Origin of the sequence: Granulicatella adiacens ATCC 49175 (assembly GCF_025150565.1) — a bacterium.
Taxonomy (GTDB): domain Bacteria; phylum Bacillota; class Bacilli; order Lactobacillales; family Aerococcaceae; genus Granulicatella; species Granulicatella adiacens.
This window is the reverse complement of the sequence record NZ_CP102283.1, coordinates 1,125,965-1,142,265: the sequence shown is the minus strand read 5'-3', so window position 1 is coordinate 1,142,265 and position 16,301 is coordinate 1,125,965. Positions and strand designations below refer to the sequence as shown.

The 16,301-nt window shown below is 34.2% G+C and carries 13 protein-coding genes; 12 read left to right on the top strand and 1 reads right to left on the bottom strand.

Annotated elements, in window-relative coordinates; genetic code table 11:
- Nucleotides 1–112 precede the first annotated feature (112 nt).
- The 11 genes from NQ540_RS05595 to NQ540_RS05545 all read left to right on the top strand — a co-directional run bounded on the left by NQ540_RS05595 (nt 113) and on the right by NQ540_RS05545 (nt 12,287).
- Nucleotides 113–685, top strand: coding sequence for an SAG1386/EF1546 family surface-associated protein (locus NQ540_RS05595; protein ID WP_005605710.1), 573 nt, complete (start codon nt 113–115; stop codon nt 683–685).
- Between the two features lie 69 nt (nt 686–754).
- Nucleotides 755–1,420, top strand: a complete 666-nt coding sequence (gene cmk / locus NQ540_RS05590; protein WP_005605709.1) for a (d)CMP kinase — start codon at nt 755–757, stop codon at nt 1,418–1,420.
- A 130-nt stretch (nt 1,421–1,550) separates the two neighbouring features.
- Entirely contained in the window at nt 1,551–2,744 is a 1,194-nt protein-coding gene (rpsA, locus tag NQ540_RS05585; protein WP_005605707.1) for a 30S ribosomal protein S1, read from the top strand.
- A gap of 84 nt (nt 2,745–2,828) precedes the next feature.
- Nucleotides 2,829–4,142 (top strand): ribosome biogenesis GTPase Der, encoded by a 1,314-nt coding sequence (gene der, locus NQ540_RS05580; RefSeq protein ID WP_005605705.1) that lies wholly within the window; start codon nt 2,829–2,831, stop codon nt 4,140–4,142.
- A 161-nt stretch (nt 4,143–4,303) separates the two neighbouring features.
- Nucleotides 4,304–4,582 carry an HU family DNA-binding protein gene (locus NQ540_RS05575; protein ID WP_005605703.1) on the top strand — a complete coding sequence of 93 codons (279 nt, stop codon included), beginning with the start codon at nt 4,304–4,306 and terminating at the stop codon, nt 4,580–4,582.
- A 124-nt stretch (nt 4,583–4,706) separates the two neighbouring features.
- The gene (locus NQ540_RS05570) at nt 4,707–5,978 is read left to right on the top strand and encodes a tetratricopeptide repeat protein (protein ID WP_005605701.1); all 1,272 of its coding nucleotides are present in this window, start codon (nt 4,707–4,709) and stop codon (nt 5,976–5,978) included.
- A gap of 10 nt (nt 5,979–5,988) precedes the next feature.
- On the top strand, nt 5,989–6,519 hold the full coding sequence (locus NQ540_RS05565; RefSeq protein WP_039848803.1) for a YpiB family protein: 531 nt from the start codon (nt 5,989–5,991) through the stop codon (nt 6,517–6,519).
- Complete coding sequence (locus tag NQ540_RS05560) at nt 6,512–7,741, top strand: CCA tRNA nucleotidyltransferase (RefSeq protein WP_005605698.1); 1,230 nt, start codon at nt 6,512–6,514, stop codon at nt 7,739–7,741. Before NQ540_RS05565 ends, NQ540_RS05560 begins: the two co-directional genes overlap by 8 nt.
- Nucleotides 7,742–7,853: 112 nt before the next feature.
- Nucleotides 7,854–8,327, top strand: coding sequence for a hypothetical protein (locus NQ540_RS05555; protein WP_005605696.1), 474 nt, complete (start codon nt 7,854–7,856; stop codon nt 8,325–8,327).
- Nucleotides 8,328–8,453: 126 nt separating this feature from the next.
- Nucleotides 8,454–9,872, top strand: a complete 1,419-nt coding sequence (glgA, locus tag NQ540_RS05550; RefSeq protein WP_005605694.1) for a glycogen synthase GlgA — start codon at nt 8,454–8,456, stop codon at nt 9,870–9,872.
- 18 nt (nt 9,873–9,890) lie between these two features.
- Nucleotides 9,891–12,287, top strand: a complete 2,397-nt coding sequence (locus NQ540_RS05545; RefSeq protein WP_005605692.1) for a glycogen/starch/alpha-glucan phosphorylase — start codon at nt 9,891–9,893, stop codon at nt 12,285–12,287.
- Between the two features lie 40 nt (nt 12,288–12,327).
- Here the strand turns inward: NQ540_RS05545 and NQ540_RS05540 are convergent, their stop codons facing one another.
- A complete protein-coding gene (locus tag NQ540_RS05540; protein WP_039848802.1) occupies nt 12,328–14,178 on the bottom strand; it encodes a glycoside hydrolase family 13 protein in 1,851 nt (616 codons plus the stop codon).
- Between the two features lie 273 nt (nt 14,179–14,451).
- On the opposite strand from NQ540_RS05540, the gene glgB reads away from it, so the two are divergent.
- Nucleotides 14,452–16,296 (top strand): 1,4-alpha-glucan branching protein GlgB, encoded by a 1,845-nt coding sequence (glgB, locus tag NQ540_RS05535; protein ID WP_005605688.1) that lies wholly within the window; start codon nt 14,452–14,454, stop codon nt 16,294–16,296.
- Nucleotides 16,297–16,301 lie beyond the last annotated feature (5 nt).

Here is a 16,301-nt window from a genome sequence, read left to right as displayed (position 1 = left end):
TTTTATGCTACAATAGAGCTAAAGTAAAAGTTTGCACCTAAGCACATAAATATGCTATATTGTTTAGTGAATTGACTGAGGATTGTATTGGGTCAAATTAGGAGGATTTTTGATGAGTGATAACTTTAATAATGAAGACTTAAATAAAAATGAAGAACAACCATGGGAAAGAAAATTTGGTGAAGATGAAAATTTAAAAAATCGTCAATTTTCTCGTAGTGCTAGAAACTCAGGTGGAAAAGCAGTAGCTCCTTTATCAAATGTACTATTATTTGTATTCCTAATTGTAATTGTTGCACCAGTATTATTTATGTGGTGGTTCTCGATTGTTAATAGCAGTAATCAAGTGAAACCTAGAACTGCTGATGATGTAATGCTTACTAAAACGGTTGAAACAACGACAGTAGCACCAGAAACAACAGTTGCACCAACTACAAAGCAAGAAGCAACAACAGCAGCTCCTGAAGCGACTACGACAGCTCCTAGACAAGCCGAAACAACACAACAAACGCCTACAACAGCAGCGCAACAAAATGGAAATTACGGAACTTATGTTGTTAAACAAGGAGATACTTTATACCGTATTGCTGTAAATCATGGGATGGATGTTGCTACATTAAAACAAATTAATGGTTTATCAGGAGATAATATAGCTCCAGGAACTACTTTAAAAGTTAAACAATAATAATTAGTTAATTTTTAGAAGTCTGAGACGCAAGACGTTTCAGACTTTCTTTTTGAAAGGAAGAATAGAATGCAAGTTGCAATTGATGGACCAGCTTCATCTGGAAAAAGTACGATTTCAAAATTGATTGCTAAAGAAACGAATTTTCTATATTTAGATACAGGTGCGATGTATCGTGCAACAACATTGGCTTTTCTAAGAAATAATATTGCAGTAGTGGATGCTGAAGCAATCAAAGAGTTATTAGAGAATTTAGTAATTAGTTTTAGAAATACGGATGAAGGCCAACTCGTTTTCTTAAATGGGGAAGATGTTACACATGAAATCCGTGATCTTGAAGTGACACGAAATGTCTCTGAAGTTTCAGCGATTAAATCAGTAAGAGTAAAACTTGTTCAAATGCAAAGGGAAATTGCAGAAAATCACTCCATCATTATGGATGGCCGGGATATTGGAACTGTAGTACTTCCAAATGCTGATTTGAAAATTTTCTTAGTAGCTTCAGTTAAAGAACGTGCATTACGCCGTTTTAAAGAAAACCAAGAGAAAGGTATTGAGTTATCTCTTGAAAAATTAGAAGAAGAAATTGCTCACCGTGACTATTTAGACAGTACTCGCAAAGAGTCTCCTTTGAAAAAAGCGGATGATGCAATTGAAATCGATACAACAAGCCTATCAATTCAAGAAGTTGTTTCTAAAATCACGAATCTTATCCAAGAAAAGTTAACGAATTAACCAGATTTTACACAAAAACACTAGAATTCGTTTTCATTTAGTGGTATGATTGTAAATGGATAAAAAGTTTGATTTTACACAAAAAGTAAACTTTGCGTTCGTATGAATTGTCGCCCTAGGAGGAAGTCACATGTCAGAATTACAAACAATGCAAGATGCGCTAGATATCGTTAAAGATATTCAAATCGGAGATTTAGTACAAGGTGAAGTATTAACTCTACAAGATAAACAAGCCATCGTCGGAATTATCGGTGGAGGTGTTGAAGGGGTTATTCCTTTCAATGAATTATCAACATCACCAGTGGAACGTGTAGAAGACGTTTTATCAGTAGGAGATGTTGTTGATTTAGTAGTCATCAAACAAATCAAAGATAAAGAAAATGGAAGTTTCTTACTTTCTAAAAAACGTGTAGATGCACGTAAAGTTTGGGAAGAAATTCAAGCTAAATTTGATAATAAAAAAATTATCGAAGCTCCAGTTGTGGATGCTGTTAAAGGTGGTTTAGTAGTAGATGCAGGAGTTCGTGCTTTCGTACCAGCTTCTATGGTATCAGACCACTATGTTGATAACTTAGCTCAATTCAAAGGCCAAACATTAGCTTTTGAAATCGTTGAAATCGAACCAAGCGAAAATCGTTTAATCTTATCACGTAAAAACTTAGTTGCAGCTGAAAAAGCAGCTAAGCGTGCAGCTGTATTTGAATCAATTCAAGAAGGTTCTGTAGTGACTGGTAAAGTTGCTCGATTAACAAACTTCGGTGCGTTTATCGACTTAGGTGGAGTGGACGGATTAGTTCATATTTCACAAATCTCTCATGAACATGTTGCAAAAGCAAGCGACAAATTAGAAGTTGGCCAAGAAGTTCAAGCAAAAGTTATTTCTGTAGATCCTGAAAGCGGACGTGTATCATTATCAATCAAAGATACATTAGCAGGACCATGGGATAACATTGAAGAACGTGCAGCAGTTGGTTCAGTATTAGATGGTTTAGTAAAACGTCTAACTACTTTCGGAGCATTTGTTGAATTATTCCCTGGAGTAGAAGGATTAGTACACATCTCTCAAATCGCTCACCAACATATTGCGACACCGCACGAAGTTCTTAAAGAAGGTCAAGAAGTTCAAGTGAAAGTTCTTGAAGTTCATCCAGAACAACAACGTATTTCTTTAAGTATTAAAGCTTTACAAGAAGCTCCAAAACCTGAAAAAGAAGAAGTTGAAGAAGTGGTTGAAGAAACCTACGAATTACCTGAAGAAGATGTTTCATTCTCTTTAGCAGATCGTTTAGGTAATCAACTTTCTGAACTTAAAGTTGAAGAATAACATTCATATAAAAGTTAAGTGGAAATAGTCTGGACTGGTTCCAGACTATTTTTATGATAGAATTAGAGAAAAAGGAGGAATAGTATGTCAACACCAGTTATTGCCGTTGTAGGAAGACCAAATGTTGGGAAGTCTACAATTTTTAACCGTATTGTCGGAGAACGTATCTCTATCGTAGAAGATATCGCCGGAGTCACTCGTGACCGTATCTATTCTGAAGGTGAGTGGTTAGGGCACTCATTTAATATTATTGATACAGGTGGAATTGACATTACGGATGAACCGTTTATGTCAAACATCCGTATGCAAGCAGAAATTGCGATGGAAGAGGCAGATGTGATTATCTTTCTTACAAGTGTAAAAGAGGGCGTGACAACGACTGACGAACACATTGCAAAATTACTCTATCGTACAAATAAACCAGTTTTACTTGCTGTTAATAAAGTGGATAACCCAGAATTACGTTCAGAAATTTTTGATTTCTATGCGTTAGGATTCGGCGAACCATTTCCAATCTCAGGAAGTCATGGTTTAGGTCTTGGTGATTTATTAGATGCAGCTGTTAAAGCTTTCCCTGAAGATAAAGGAGACGAAGAGGATAAAGATGTGATTAAGTTTAGTTTCATCGGACGTCCAAACGTAGGGAAATCGAGTTTAGTGAATGCGATGCTTGGTGAAGAACGTGTAATTGTATCGAATGTTGCAGGAACGACTCGTGATGCCATCGATACAACTTTTGAAGACGAAGAAGGTACTGTCTTCAAGATGATTGATACTGCCGGTATTCGTAAGAAAGGTCGTGTCTTTGAATCCACTGAAAAATATAGTGTTCTTCGTGCCTTAAGAGCGATTGAACGAAGCGATATTGTTTGTGTGGTCTTGAATGCCGAAGAAGGAATTCAAGAACAAGATAAGAAGATTGCGGGATACGCTCATGAAGCCGGTAAAGGTGTCGTTATTTTAGTGAATAAATGGGATACTCTTGAAAAAGATAATTCAACGTATAAAGAGTTTGAGGACAAGATTCGTCAAGAATTCCTATATTTATCATACGCTCCGATTATCTTTGTATCTGCAAAAACGAAACAACGTCTCTCAAAAATCCCACCAATCCTAAAAGAGATTCATGAAGTTCGTTCACGTCGAATTTCATCTTCAGTGCTGAACGATGTATTGATGGATGCTATTGCCATGAACCCAACTCCAACGGATAAAGGAAACAGATTGAAAATTTACTATATGACACAAGTAGCGAATCAACCACCTACGTTTGTTACTTTTGTTAACGATGTAGAATTGATGCATTTTTCATACGAGCGGTTCTTAGAAAATAGAATTCGTTCTGCTTTCGGTTTTGAAGGGACTCCAATCCATATGATTACCCGTCAAAGAAAGTAAAAAAAATCATATCTATCTTATAAAAGACGATATAAACCATTGAAACTATTCTCTTAGAATGTTATACTTTAGAAGAAATCAAAACTATTTAGATTTCCAGATTAGTTGGACCACTCAACAAAATCTGATAGAAATTCTTATTTGATGGAGGTGAAACTAAAATGGCTAACAAAGCAGAATTAGTAGATCGCGTTGCTAAAAAAACGCAATTAACAAAGAAAGATGTTTCAGCAACAGTTGAAGCTTTATTCGAAACAATTCAAGAGGCTTTAAAAGCAGGTGAAAAAGTTCAAGTTATCGGATTTGGTAACTTTGAAGTTCGCGAACGCGCTGCTCGTAAAGGACGTAACCCTCAAACAGGTAAAGAAATTAAAATCAAAGCTTCTAAAGTTCCAGCATTCAAAGCTGGTAAAGCTCTTAAAGATGCAGTTAAAAAATAATTCAATTGAACTATTTTCTTAGCAAGAAGTTTTAAATGGTGTTATATTAGAGATATCTCTATATAATGCCATTTTTTATTATATACATATTTATTAATAGTTTTTATTATATCAAGGAGAATTTATGACTACAGTAATTAAAGAGATACAACAAGCTTTAGAAGAACAAGATATTGAAAAAGTATATGAATCTTATCATCGATTTTTTGATCATTTTGACCCAGAAAATGACCTTCAAGAGATGGCGGACTTGGCAACATATTCTGTATCCATCGGGTTCTATGAAGAAGCAAAACGAGCTCTGTTACGACTTACAGAAGTTGAACCAGATGAAGCGATTTGGACGATTTTACTAGCTGAAATTTTAGTTGCTGAAGGTGAAACAGACCAAGCGTTATCGATTCTGTATGATATTCCAGAAACAGATCCAGACTATCCAAGTGTATTGGTGGTACAATCAGAAGCATATCGTGAAGAAGGGGACTTTGATTTAGCAGAGAAAAAACTCTTAAAAGCAAAAGATTTGGAACAGGACGAAGCTATCATTGATTTCTACTTAGGAACATTATTATTTGAAGCGGGTAGTTTCGAACGTAGCGCCTTTTTCTTAGAGCGTTTCTTAAAGCAAAATCCAGAGGAAACTGGGGAAGAGGAACGTGCACAAGAATTGTATGTTGAAGCAACTTTGAGAATGGGAAATAAAGAGCCCTTAGAGCAATTTATTGGGGAAGAGAGTATTGACGGGCTATCAAGTGATTTACTCACTCAAATGGCTTCGTATGAGTCTATTGAGGGCAACTACGAAAAATCTCTCGAGTACTATATGGAACTTCTAGAACGTGAACCTGAAAATAGTGACGTGACACTAAACGTAATTCAATGTCTCTTAATCTTAAAACGTGATGAGGAAGCAAAATGCTATGCTAAGAAATGGATTGCTTTTGATGAATTGAACGATGAAGCACATCGTATTCTTGGACAAATTGAAATTGCAACAGGGAATCAACAGGAAGGATTACTTGAATTAAAAGAAGCCGTAAACTTAAATAATGATTCAATTCTCAATGTGACAAGCTATGTTGAAGCATTGAATGATGAAGAAGAATATGAGGACAGTATTGAGTTTCTAAAGAGTCTAGAAACAAAAGAAGATGCAGTTATTCTTTACTTGTTTGCGAAAACTTATGAAGCAATGGAAGAGTACAGTGAAGCATTCACGAACTATCAAAAAGCTTATGAAGCAGGGGAAAGTTCCTTAGAATTCTATGAAGATTACATTCGATTTATGATTGAAGAAGGAAGAAAGGAACAAGCAAAAGTAGTTTTACAAGAAGCTTTGAAATTAGATCCGTTTAATCCAGAGTTTATTCGTTATTCATTTATTTTTGAAGAATAGGAGTGGTAATATGTTTAACCCAAGTTTAGAAACCAAGAAAAAGTTTATTTCGTGGTTTATTTCGAACCATTCTTTAAAAAGAAGAGAATCCCTTTGGATTTTGAATTATCTTTTAAACCATGAATTATTATTGAAACAAATTCATTTTGTTGAACATGTAGAATCAACTCCAAAAGGAATGTTGTTTTCAACGATTAAACCTGCTCAAGAATCCTTCTTATTTTTTAAAGAAGGGACCTCTTTTGATAATCCAGAAGTTGCTTTTCATGATATGCGTCTTCATTGGAAAGAAGATTGTTTCGTTGAACTTGATTTTCCAAACGCATATAAAAGTATGGTAAGTTTTGGTGTTTTAGAAAAGAATCCGTATTTCATTTCAGAACTTGATGAAATAGATTCTGTAACAGAAGAACTACAAATCATTCAAAAGGAAGTTCAAATCTCGCAGTTAAAACTAGAAATCAATGAAGCACTTGAAAAAATGGACTCAGAACTCTTTATGCAATTAACAAATCGATTAAAGGAGTTAGAAAATGAATAAATTTAATCGAAAAATTGACATTCTATCGGTTCCACTTTTTGTTGCAGCTTTACCTGTTTTACAAACCTTAAAGAAGGCTGGACATGAAGCAGTATTTGTTGGAGGGTCCGTTCGAGATTTAGTGTTGGGTAAAGAGATTTCTGATGTAGATATAGCAACAAGTGCCACACCAGAAGAAGTGAAATCTTTATTTTCCCATACGGTAGATGTAGGTATTGAACATGGTACAGTACTAGTCATTTATCATCAAGATAGTTATGAGGTTACCACCTTTAGAACGGAAGGGACTTATCAAGATTTTAGACATCCGGATTCTGTTACCTTTGTTAGAAGTCTTGAAGAAGATTTAATGAGACGGGACTTTACCATTAATGCATTAGCTATTAATGATCAAGAAGAAATTGTCGATTATTTTGATGGACTTAAAGACTTGGAAAACTCTATCATTCGATGTGTTGGAAATCCTATGGAGCGTTTTAATGAGGATGCGCTTCGAATGATGAGAGCTATAAGATTTGCAGGTCAATTAGGTTTTACAATAGAATCGAAGACGTTTAATGCCATTCGTGTTCTGAAAAGTAATTTAGAACGTGTTGCGGTGGAGCGAATGAAGGTAGAATTTGAGAAAATGATTGTTAGTTTGCATCGTAGCAATGCGTTTCTTGCATTTATCGAATCGGATTTGTATCAATCATGTCCAGATTTTACAAATTCTAGAGAAACATTGAAAAAAATTGGAGAGTTTCCAGTAAGTTCTATGTCGATTCTTCAAGCGTGGGTTTTATTTGCGTATTATAATCAATTAAGTGTTTCCGAGCTAAAAAAAGTATTAAAAAATTGGAAATCTTCAAATGAGCAAATTTCTGAGACGTTGATAGGATATCAAACGTTTCTTAAGCGTTTAGATAAAGAGTGGGATTCATTCATGGCATACGAATGTACAGAAAGGATTGCTATTGAAATTGAAGGATTACTCCCTGGACTTGGTAGAACTGAAAATCATAATATCTTAACTCAAGTGTATAAAACTTTACCTATTCATTCTATGCAAGATATTCAGATAGATGGATTTGGTGTAAAAGAAGCATTAAAGCTTGAAAAAATGGGGCCAAAGATAGGGAAAGTTCTTCAAGCAGTTGAGAAGGCCATACTCTCTAATAAATTAAAAAATGAAAACCATGAAATTGTTGATTGGATAAGGAACCATTTTCTCGAAAATTAATGCTATGAAATCAATTTCATTTTTTCATTTATTAGTATTAAGTCTTGAATGAAAGGCGTTTCAATGGTAAAATTAATTTTGTAAGCAATAATATTTTAAGGAGTGACCCTATATGAAAAAGGTTATGTCAGGTTTACGATTTGTATTTAGAAATGGAGAAACATGGACGATTAATCGCCGTTTGATTGGTGACTTATGGATTAAAAAAGTTACAACTTCATTTGGACGTATTAACGGTGGAGAATTCCAAGAAATTCACCCATGTGAATCATTACGTATTGAAATCTTACCAGAAGCTGACCACGTAATGTCTGAAGACATTAACTTAGGTGGATTAGAATTAGGTATGTTCGAACGTGTTAAAAAATATAGCGATATTGAATTAATGGATATTTTATATTTAGATGGAAATCATCCAAAATCAGACGTAGTTGTTGAAACTGACCGCGTTTATTTCCCATACAGCCCTGTGGATGAAGATGGAAATGACAACAAATTCCAAAGTTCAGCTATTGGATCTCACGGAAACTTATTTATTGTAATTGATCCTGAAAAATCTGTAGAAGATATCTATCCTGAAATTTAATGAATTTAGAAAGTCTAAGACTATTTTGTCTTAGACTTTTTTATATCAAAATTTTTATATAAGAGGCTAGTTCTTTTCAAATTTTAAAGGTATAATGAAGCCAGAATAATTTAAAGGAGAGAGAGTATGAAAGTATGTTTTATTGCAGCTGAGGCAGCTCCTTTCGTGAAAGTTGGAGGTTTAGGAGATGTTATTGGCTCTCTACCGAAGGCGCTTCGTGAACTGGGAATAGATGCTCGAGTAGTATTGCCACTATATTCTAGCATTGATCGTGAACGATTTGGATTAAAATATAGAGGATATCAGTTTGTTGATTTAGGTTGGAGACACTTATATTGTGGAATATTTGAAACTGTAGTTGACGGCGTTCCGTTTTATTTTATTGATAATGAACAGTACTTTAAGAGAGAGAGTATTTATGGACAAGCCGATGACGGTGAGAGATTTGCTTTCTTTTCCAAAGCTGCTCTTGAGATTTTACCTGGTGTTGACTTTAAACCAGACATTGTTAACGTAAACGATTGGCATACAGCTCTTTCTGTCATTTATTTAGATGTGTTGAAGAGTAGAGAAGCAGATTTCTACAAAAATATGAAAAGCGTTCTTTCGATTCATAATATTGAGTTTCAAGGACGATTTAACCCGTATGAAATGGGAAATCTATTTGGTTTAGATAATAAATATTTCGATGCGTTAATTTATAATGGTGATTTAAATTTATTAAAAGGTGCTATTCAACTCGCAGATCGTATCAATACTGTTAGCGAAACCTATGCTCGTGAGATTTTAGATCCTTATTTTTCATACGGATTAGATAAAATTTTGATTGTTGAACAAGGAAAATTAAAAGGGATTTTAAACGGGATTGATATTGAAAAATTTAATCCTAAAACAGATCCGATTATTCCTGTTAACTATGATATCCATTCTTTTGAAGATAAAGTAAAGAATAAGCTAGAACTTCAAAAAGAGTTAGGATTAGAAGTAAGCGTGGATATTCCATTAATTGGTATGGTTACAAGATTAACTCATCAAAAAGGAATTGATTTGCTATTACAGGCTAGCGAGGATATTTTAAGAACTGGAGCACAGTTAATTGTGTTAGGAACCGGAGATGCTCATTATGAAAGTGCTTTACGTTCTCTAGAAAATTATCGCCATGATCGAGTTCGCAGCATTCTTCTATTTTCTAATGAAATATCCGCAAAAATATATGCTTCCAGCGATATTTTCCTAATGCCTTCTAAAACCGAGCCTTGTGGTTTGTCACAATTAATCTCAATGAGATATGGTACAGTCCCTGTGGTACATCGTGTAGGTGGATTGCGAGACACCGTAATTCCTTTTACTGGAGTAGAAGGAAATGGATTCACGTTTGAAAGTTTCCAATCGGGAGATATGATGGATGCAATTTATCGTGCAGTAACTTGTTTCTATGAATCACCTGGTGAATGGAATCAAATTATCCAAAATAATCTCAATAAAGATGTTAGCTGGGAAAAATCTGCTAAACAATATTTGTCGTTGTATCATGAAGTGCTGTAAGAAGAAAGAGGAAAATAAATGGTTGATAAGAGCTTAGTAAGTCGTGTTGATAATTCGTTGAAAAATCAATTTGGGGTCACTATTTCGAACGCAAGCAAGCGTCAAGTCTATGAAGCATTAATGAGATCTGTTCGTGATATTTTAATGGAAAAGAAATTTAGTTATGAACAAACTTTAAAACAAACTCGTCAGAAACGTGCCTATTATATGTCTATGGAATTTTTAGTTGGCCGTACTTTGCGAAATAATTTGTTTAATTTAGGACTTGAATCAGAAGCAAAAGATTATTTGAAAGAAAATAACTTTTCATTAAATGAAATCTATAATATGGAACCAGACCCAGGACTTGGAAATGGTGGCCTTGGAAGACTTGCTGCTTGTTATTTAGATGCATTAACAAGTAATGAGTATCCAGTAACAGGATTTTCTATTCTCTATGAATATGGTATCTTTAAGCAAGTTATTACTAATGGTTGGCAACAAGAGTTTCCAGATCAATGGTTGGATTTGGGGAAATATGGTTTAGTATATCGTAACGATGAAGAAGTCGAAGTAAGGTTCTATGGTGAGTTAGAACAAGTGATAACAGATACGGGTTTAAAAGTAATCCATAAAAATTACACCTCTATCCAAGCAGAACCTTATGATTTATTGATTTCAGGATATGACGCTTCTGCAGTAAATACACTACGTCTATGGGAAGCAAAAGCCAAAACTGGCTTCAACATGAAGCTGTTTGAACGTGGTGAATATACTAAATCATCAGAGGCTGAAGCAATTGCGTCTTCTATTTCTAAATTATTATATCCAGCAGATGTTACTAATGAGGGTAAAGAGTTACGAATTAAACAACAATACTTCTTTATTAGTGCTTCATTACAACAATTAGTGAAGAACCATTATCATGAATTTGGCACATTAGAAAACCTTTCTGAACACATTGCGCTACATATCAATGATACCCATCCTGCTATGGGTGTTGCTGAATTAATGCGCTTATTAGTGGATGAATATGGCTATGATTGGGACAAAGCATGGCAAATTACGACAAAAACATTTGCTTATACAAACCACACGATTATGGCAGAAGCTTTGGAAAAATGGGCAGTTTCATTATTCCAACCAATTCTTCCTCGTATTTATTCTATTATTGAAGAAATTAATAGACGATTCTGTCTATGGGTAATGGAACAAGGAAAAGAATATACCCTAAGAGATACAGCGATTATTTATGATGATATGATTAAGATGGCAAATCTTTCAATTGTGGGAAGTCATTATGTGAACGGGGTATCAAAACTGCATAGTGATATTCTTGTTCGTGATACTTTTAAAGCATTTAACGAATTATATCCTGGAAAATTTGGAAATGTTACGAATGGTATAGCTCATCGACGTTGGTTAGGACAAGCCAATCCGGAGTTAGCCTCTTATTTAGAACAATTAATTGGAAATGATTTTATTAAAGATCTTTCTGGCATTTCTAAATTAAATGCCTATAAGGATGACGAAAATGTTTTAGAGGCACTTAGAGAAATTAAACTAAAGAAAAAAGAGCAGTTAGCAGACTATATTCGTGAAACTCTTGCGATTTCAGTAAATCCTCATTCAATCTTTGACGTACAGGTGAAGAGATTACATGAATACAAACGTCAATTATTAAATGCTTTGCACATTGTGTATCTTTATCATGAGATTAAATACGGCGGATTACGTCCGACACCACGTACATTTATCTTTGCTGCGAAAGCTTCTTCTGGATATCAAATGGCGAAAAATATTATTAAATTCATTCACTCAATCTCTCAAATGGTTGAAAGTGATGAGTTAGTACGTGAGTATATTAAAGTTGTATTCATTCCAGATTACAAAGTGACTCTAGCGGAGATTATCTTGCCTGCCGCTGATGTGAGTGAACAAATTTCTCAAGCAGGAAAAGAGGCAAGTGGTACTGGTAACATGAAATTGATGTTAAATGGTGCAGTGACTCTTGGTACAATGGACGGAGCAAACGTGGAAATTTACGAAGCTGTAGGAGAAGACAATATCGTCATCTTCGGTTTAGAAACAGAAGAAGTTGAAGCATTATATGCAAAAGGCTACAAGCCTTGGGAATACTACAATAATTCACCTAAGATTAAGACAGTTCTTGATTTCATCCGTACAATGACGGTTGGTGGAATGAATTTCAACTTCATTGTGGATTATTTATTAACTCAAGATCATTATATGTGTCTTGCAGATTTTGATAGCTATGTTGAAGCACAAGAACGTATTGAAAAAGCCTATAATGATTCCAATAAATGGATGAAGATGAGTCTATCAAACATTGCAAACGCTGGAATATTTTCAGCAGATCGTTCTGTGGAAGAGTATGCGAAAGATATATGGCATATAAAAAAGGTAGAAGGTTAAAATAAAAAGAAGATTATCACAACCGTGATAATCTTCTTTTTTATTTTTTGATTTTATAAACTGCAAACCCAACAGATGGAATGATTAATCCTTTAGGATGGTTACGTGTAGGAGTGCTAGAAAATAATTGTTTACCATGTAATCCTTCTACGAAGTGAGAATGGTTGTTGATATTTACGGCACAAATAAGAGATTCTCTTTGGTAAATTAAACAACCATCTTGACAGTAAATAACTTTAAAATCTCCTTTGAACTCTTCTTTATAATCATTTCTAAATTTTGTTAGAGACAAATAATGTTCAAAAATCTCTTGATTCATTTTTGTTTTATCAAAAGTTTTACGATTGTATGGGTCTCTAAATCCTTGCATTCCAATCTCGTCTCCATAATAAATAGATGGAACACCAGGAATCGTAAACTGGATAAAACTTGCTACTTTTAGTTTCCTAATAGCATCTTCTAGCATATCTCCAGATAACTCTAAAGTAGGTCGTTCGTGGAGAGGGACATCTTCAGTATTATTAAAACCAAGAGATGTTAAGATGCGTTCAGTATCATGGCTATCTAATAAGTTCATTAATACTTCTAAAGCCGGTTTTGGATAATGGTCAATGATTTCTTCAAGAGCATATTTTAATGCTGAAGCATCTTTTGTTTTCATAAACTCTATAATTGCATTTTTCCAAGGATAATTCATTACACTATCCAATTGTTCTCCAAGGAAATACTTTCTACGACGATCATAAGCTACTTTAGTTGTCGCATCTTCCCATACTTCTCCAATAATAAGTGCTTCAGAATCGGTTTTCTTTACTGTTGTCCGAAGTTCATCTAAAAACTCGTCAGGAAATTCATCCGCCACGTCTAGTCGCCAACCAGAAATTCCTAAATGTTGCCAAAATGGGAGAACCCCATCGCTTGGATTATTGATAAAATCCATATAAGATTTGTTTAACTTATTAACGGTAGGAAGGTTGGAAAATCCCCACCATGAATGATAGGTATCAGGGTAGTGCATGAAATTAAACCATGAATAATATGGAGAATTGATTGAATTAAAGGCACCATTACTTTCATAGTGACCTTGTTTATTAAAGTAAATACTATCATCACCAGTATGGCTGAATACACCATCTAGAATAATATGGATACCATGCTTTTTGAAAAGCTCACATAACTCCTTAAAGTCATCATTTGTACCTAAATACGGATCGACATTAAAATAGTCAGCAGTTGAATACCGATGGTTATCTGGACTTTCCATAATTGGATTCAAATAAATACAATTAACATTTAGTTTTTTAAAGTGTTCTAGTTCCTCTTCAATTCCCTTTAGATTTCCTAAGAAGAAATCTTGAGCTTTATAATTTTCATGAGTGATTCCTGAATCGGGATTATCATTCCAATCAGAGTGTTTAATTCGAACCTCTTCATTACGAGCAATTGGGGCTTTATATTTGTTACTTTTTTTAAAACGATCAGGGAAAATTTGATACATAATTCCACCTTTAAACCAATTTGGAGTGTGGAATTCTTTATCATATACAGTTAATTGCCAGCAATTCACTTCATCAAAGTAGAGTGTAGGAACTGCCTGAAATTTGTTATTGCTTAAAAAATACATCCCGATTTCTGATCGAACCTCAAAGTAGTAGAAGTAAAGACCGGTATCTAATTTAGAAATTTCAAAAGTATATAGTGTCCCATCCGCTTCAATCTTAGATAGACTTGGATGTAACACATGTATTTTTTGAGTAAAATCTTCTTTTAGAATTAATTGTAACGATGAAAGAGGAGTGTCTTTAGTCACTTTTACTTGTATAAAGACAGATTGTTCATTGGTCACTGCACCAGCAGGATACTTATTCATAAGTGAGTGATATTGAATCATTAGTAACCTCCTTTTTATTTATAAATCTAGTTTCATTGTAATACAAACTTCTTAAAAGTGATAACAAAACGAAGAATTGAAAAATATTATAGACACAACAATAAATAACATGAAAATTCACACAATAGTATAGGAAAATTAAAAAAATATGATATAATTTATAAAAGAGAAATTGTTCAACTAGTAACATTTTCTAATTTTTTATCCAGAACTTGAAAACGCTTATCTGTATAGTAAAGCGATTTGAAAAGGAGTGATTGTCAAGTGCAACAAATGGCAGAATATTTATTTCATGAAGGCAGAAACTTTCATAGTTATGATTATTTGGGTAACTTTCTAACTGAAGAAGGTTGTACATTTCGAGTATGGGCTCCTAATGCCAAAGAAGTCTATGTGACTGGTGAATTTTGTAATTGGGAACCTACTAAATATGCTATGAAACGAATAAATGATAATGGAATTTATGAAATAACAATTCCAGGAATTAAGCAATTTGATGCTTATAAATATGTTATCATTCCTTATAATGGAGATTTTCTTTGGAAAGCTGATCCGTATGCAAGACATGCGGAAACAAGACCCAATACGGCATCAAAAGTATATGAATTTCCGGAATTCACATGGTCTGATTCAAAGTGGATAGAACAAAGAAATATTCCATATCAAAATGCTTTAAATATATATGAGGTAGAATTAGGATCTTTTAAGAGAAAAGAGAATGGAGAATCATACTCTTACCGGGAATTAGTGGATGAATTGATTCCCTATGTAAAAGAGATGAACTATACCCATATCGAATTACTTCCAATTACGGAATATCCATATGATAAATCATGGGGATATCAAGTGACAGGCTTTTTTGCCGCAACATCTAGATTTGGGACTCCTGAAGACTTTATGTATTTTGTGGATGAATGCCACAAAGCCAATATAGGAGTTATTTTAGATTGGGTTCCGGGTCATTTTACCAAAGACGCTTTCGGATTATATGAATTTGATGGAACGCCTTGCTACGAGTATGGAGACCCCCGAAAACAAGAACATAAAGGCTGGGGGACAAGGGTCTTTGATTATGGAAGGTCAGAAGTGCTATCTTTTCTATTTTCTAGTGCTGTTTTTTGGATTGAGAAGTTTCACATTGATGGCTTAAGAGTCGATGCAGTCAGTTCGATGTTATTTTATAACTACTGTAGAAATGAGGAAGAGTCAGCAAGAAATATATACGGTGGTTTTGAAAATCTTGAGGCCATTCATTTTATTAAAGAACTGAATCAATTTGTGAGAACTCATTATCCAGGGGTGATGATGATTGCTGAGGAGTCTACTTCTTATGAAGGGGTAACAAAACCGGTTGAAGAAGGAGGCTTAGGATTCCACTTTAAATGGAATATGGGATGGATGAATGATTCCCTTGATTACTTAGAAACAGATCCTTTGTTTAGAGGAGGAATTCATCATCAATTTACTTTTTCTATGATGTACGCATTCACTGAGAATTATATTTTACCTATTTCTCATGATGAAGTCGTTCATGGAAAGAAATCTCTAGTAGATAAAGCGCCGGTCTCTTATGAAGATAAGTTTGCAAATTACCGTGCCTTTATGGGATATATGATGGCACATCCGGGGAAAAAATTAAACTTTATGGGAAATGAAATTCCGCAAATTATTGAATGGAATGAAGAAAGAGAATTAGATTGGTTCCTACTAAAATATCCGATTCACGATGCTACTCATCGTTATGTGAAAGATTTGAATGCTTTTTATAAGAAACATTCAGAATTATGGCAGTTAGATGGTGGATGGTCAGGATTCAGGTGGCATGAGGTTCAAGATATTTGGAATAATGTTTTCGCGTTTTCTAGAATAAATGAATCTGGGGATGAAATTTTAGTTATTTCTAATTTTTCAGGGAACTTAATCAGAAATTATAAATTAGGTGTTTCTAAATGGGGTAGTTATAAGGTTGTTTTAAATTCTGATGCAAGAAAGTATAACGGAAGTGGGCTTATCAATAGAGCTCTTCATACAAAAACTCAACCACATAAAGAGTTTGATTATACGTTGGAGGTAAATGTACCACCGTTTTCAACTTTGTATATTATTAATAATAATTAATCGGA

Coding starts and splice junctions, on each gene's coding strand:
- NQ540_RS05595 (WP_005605710.1), top strand. CDS start 113: ATGAGTGATAACTTTAATAATGAAGACTTAAATAAAAATGAAGAACAA.
- cmk (WP_005605709.1), top strand. CDS start 755: ATGCAAGTTGCAATTGATGGACCAGCTTCATCTGGAAAAAGTACGATT.
- rpsA (WP_005605707.1), top strand. CDS start 1,551: ATGTCAGAATTACAAACAATGCAAGATGCGCTAGATATCGTTAAAGAT.
- der (WP_005605705.1), top strand. CDS start 2,829: ATGTCAACACCAGTTATTGCCGTTGTAGGAAGACCAAATGTTGGGAAG.
- NQ540_RS05575 (WP_005605703.1), top strand. CDS start 4,304: ATGGCTAACAAAGCAGAATTAGTAGATCGCGTTGCTAAAAAAACGCAA.
- NQ540_RS05570 (WP_005605701.1), top strand. CDS start 4,707: ATGACTACAGTAATTAAAGAGATACAACAAGCTTTAGAAGAACAAGAT.
- NQ540_RS05565 (WP_039848803.1), top strand. CDS start 5,989: ATGTTTAACCCAAGTTTAGAAACCAAGAAAAAGTTTATTTCGTGGTTT.
- NQ540_RS05560 (WP_005605698.1), top strand. CDS start 6,512: ATGAATAAATTTAATCGAAAAATTGACATTCTATCGGTTCCACTTTTT.
- NQ540_RS05555 (WP_005605696.1), top strand. CDS start 7,854: ATGAAAAAGGTTATGTCAGGTTTACGATTTGTATTTAGAAATGGAGAA.
- glgA (WP_005605694.1), top strand. CDS start 8,454: ATGAAAGTATGTTTTATTGCAGCTGAGGCAGCTCCTTTCGTGAAAGTT.
- NQ540_RS05545 (WP_005605692.1), top strand. CDS start 9,891: ATGGTTGATAAGAGCTTAGTAAGTCGTGTTGATAATTCGTTGAAAAAT.
- NQ540_RS05540 (WP_039848802.1), bottom strand. CDS start 14,178: ATGATTCAATATCACTCACTTATGAATAAGTATCCTGCTGGTGCAGTG.
- glgB (WP_005605688.1), top strand. CDS start 14,452: ATGGCAGAATATTTATTTCATGAAGGCAGAAACTTTCATAGTTATGAT.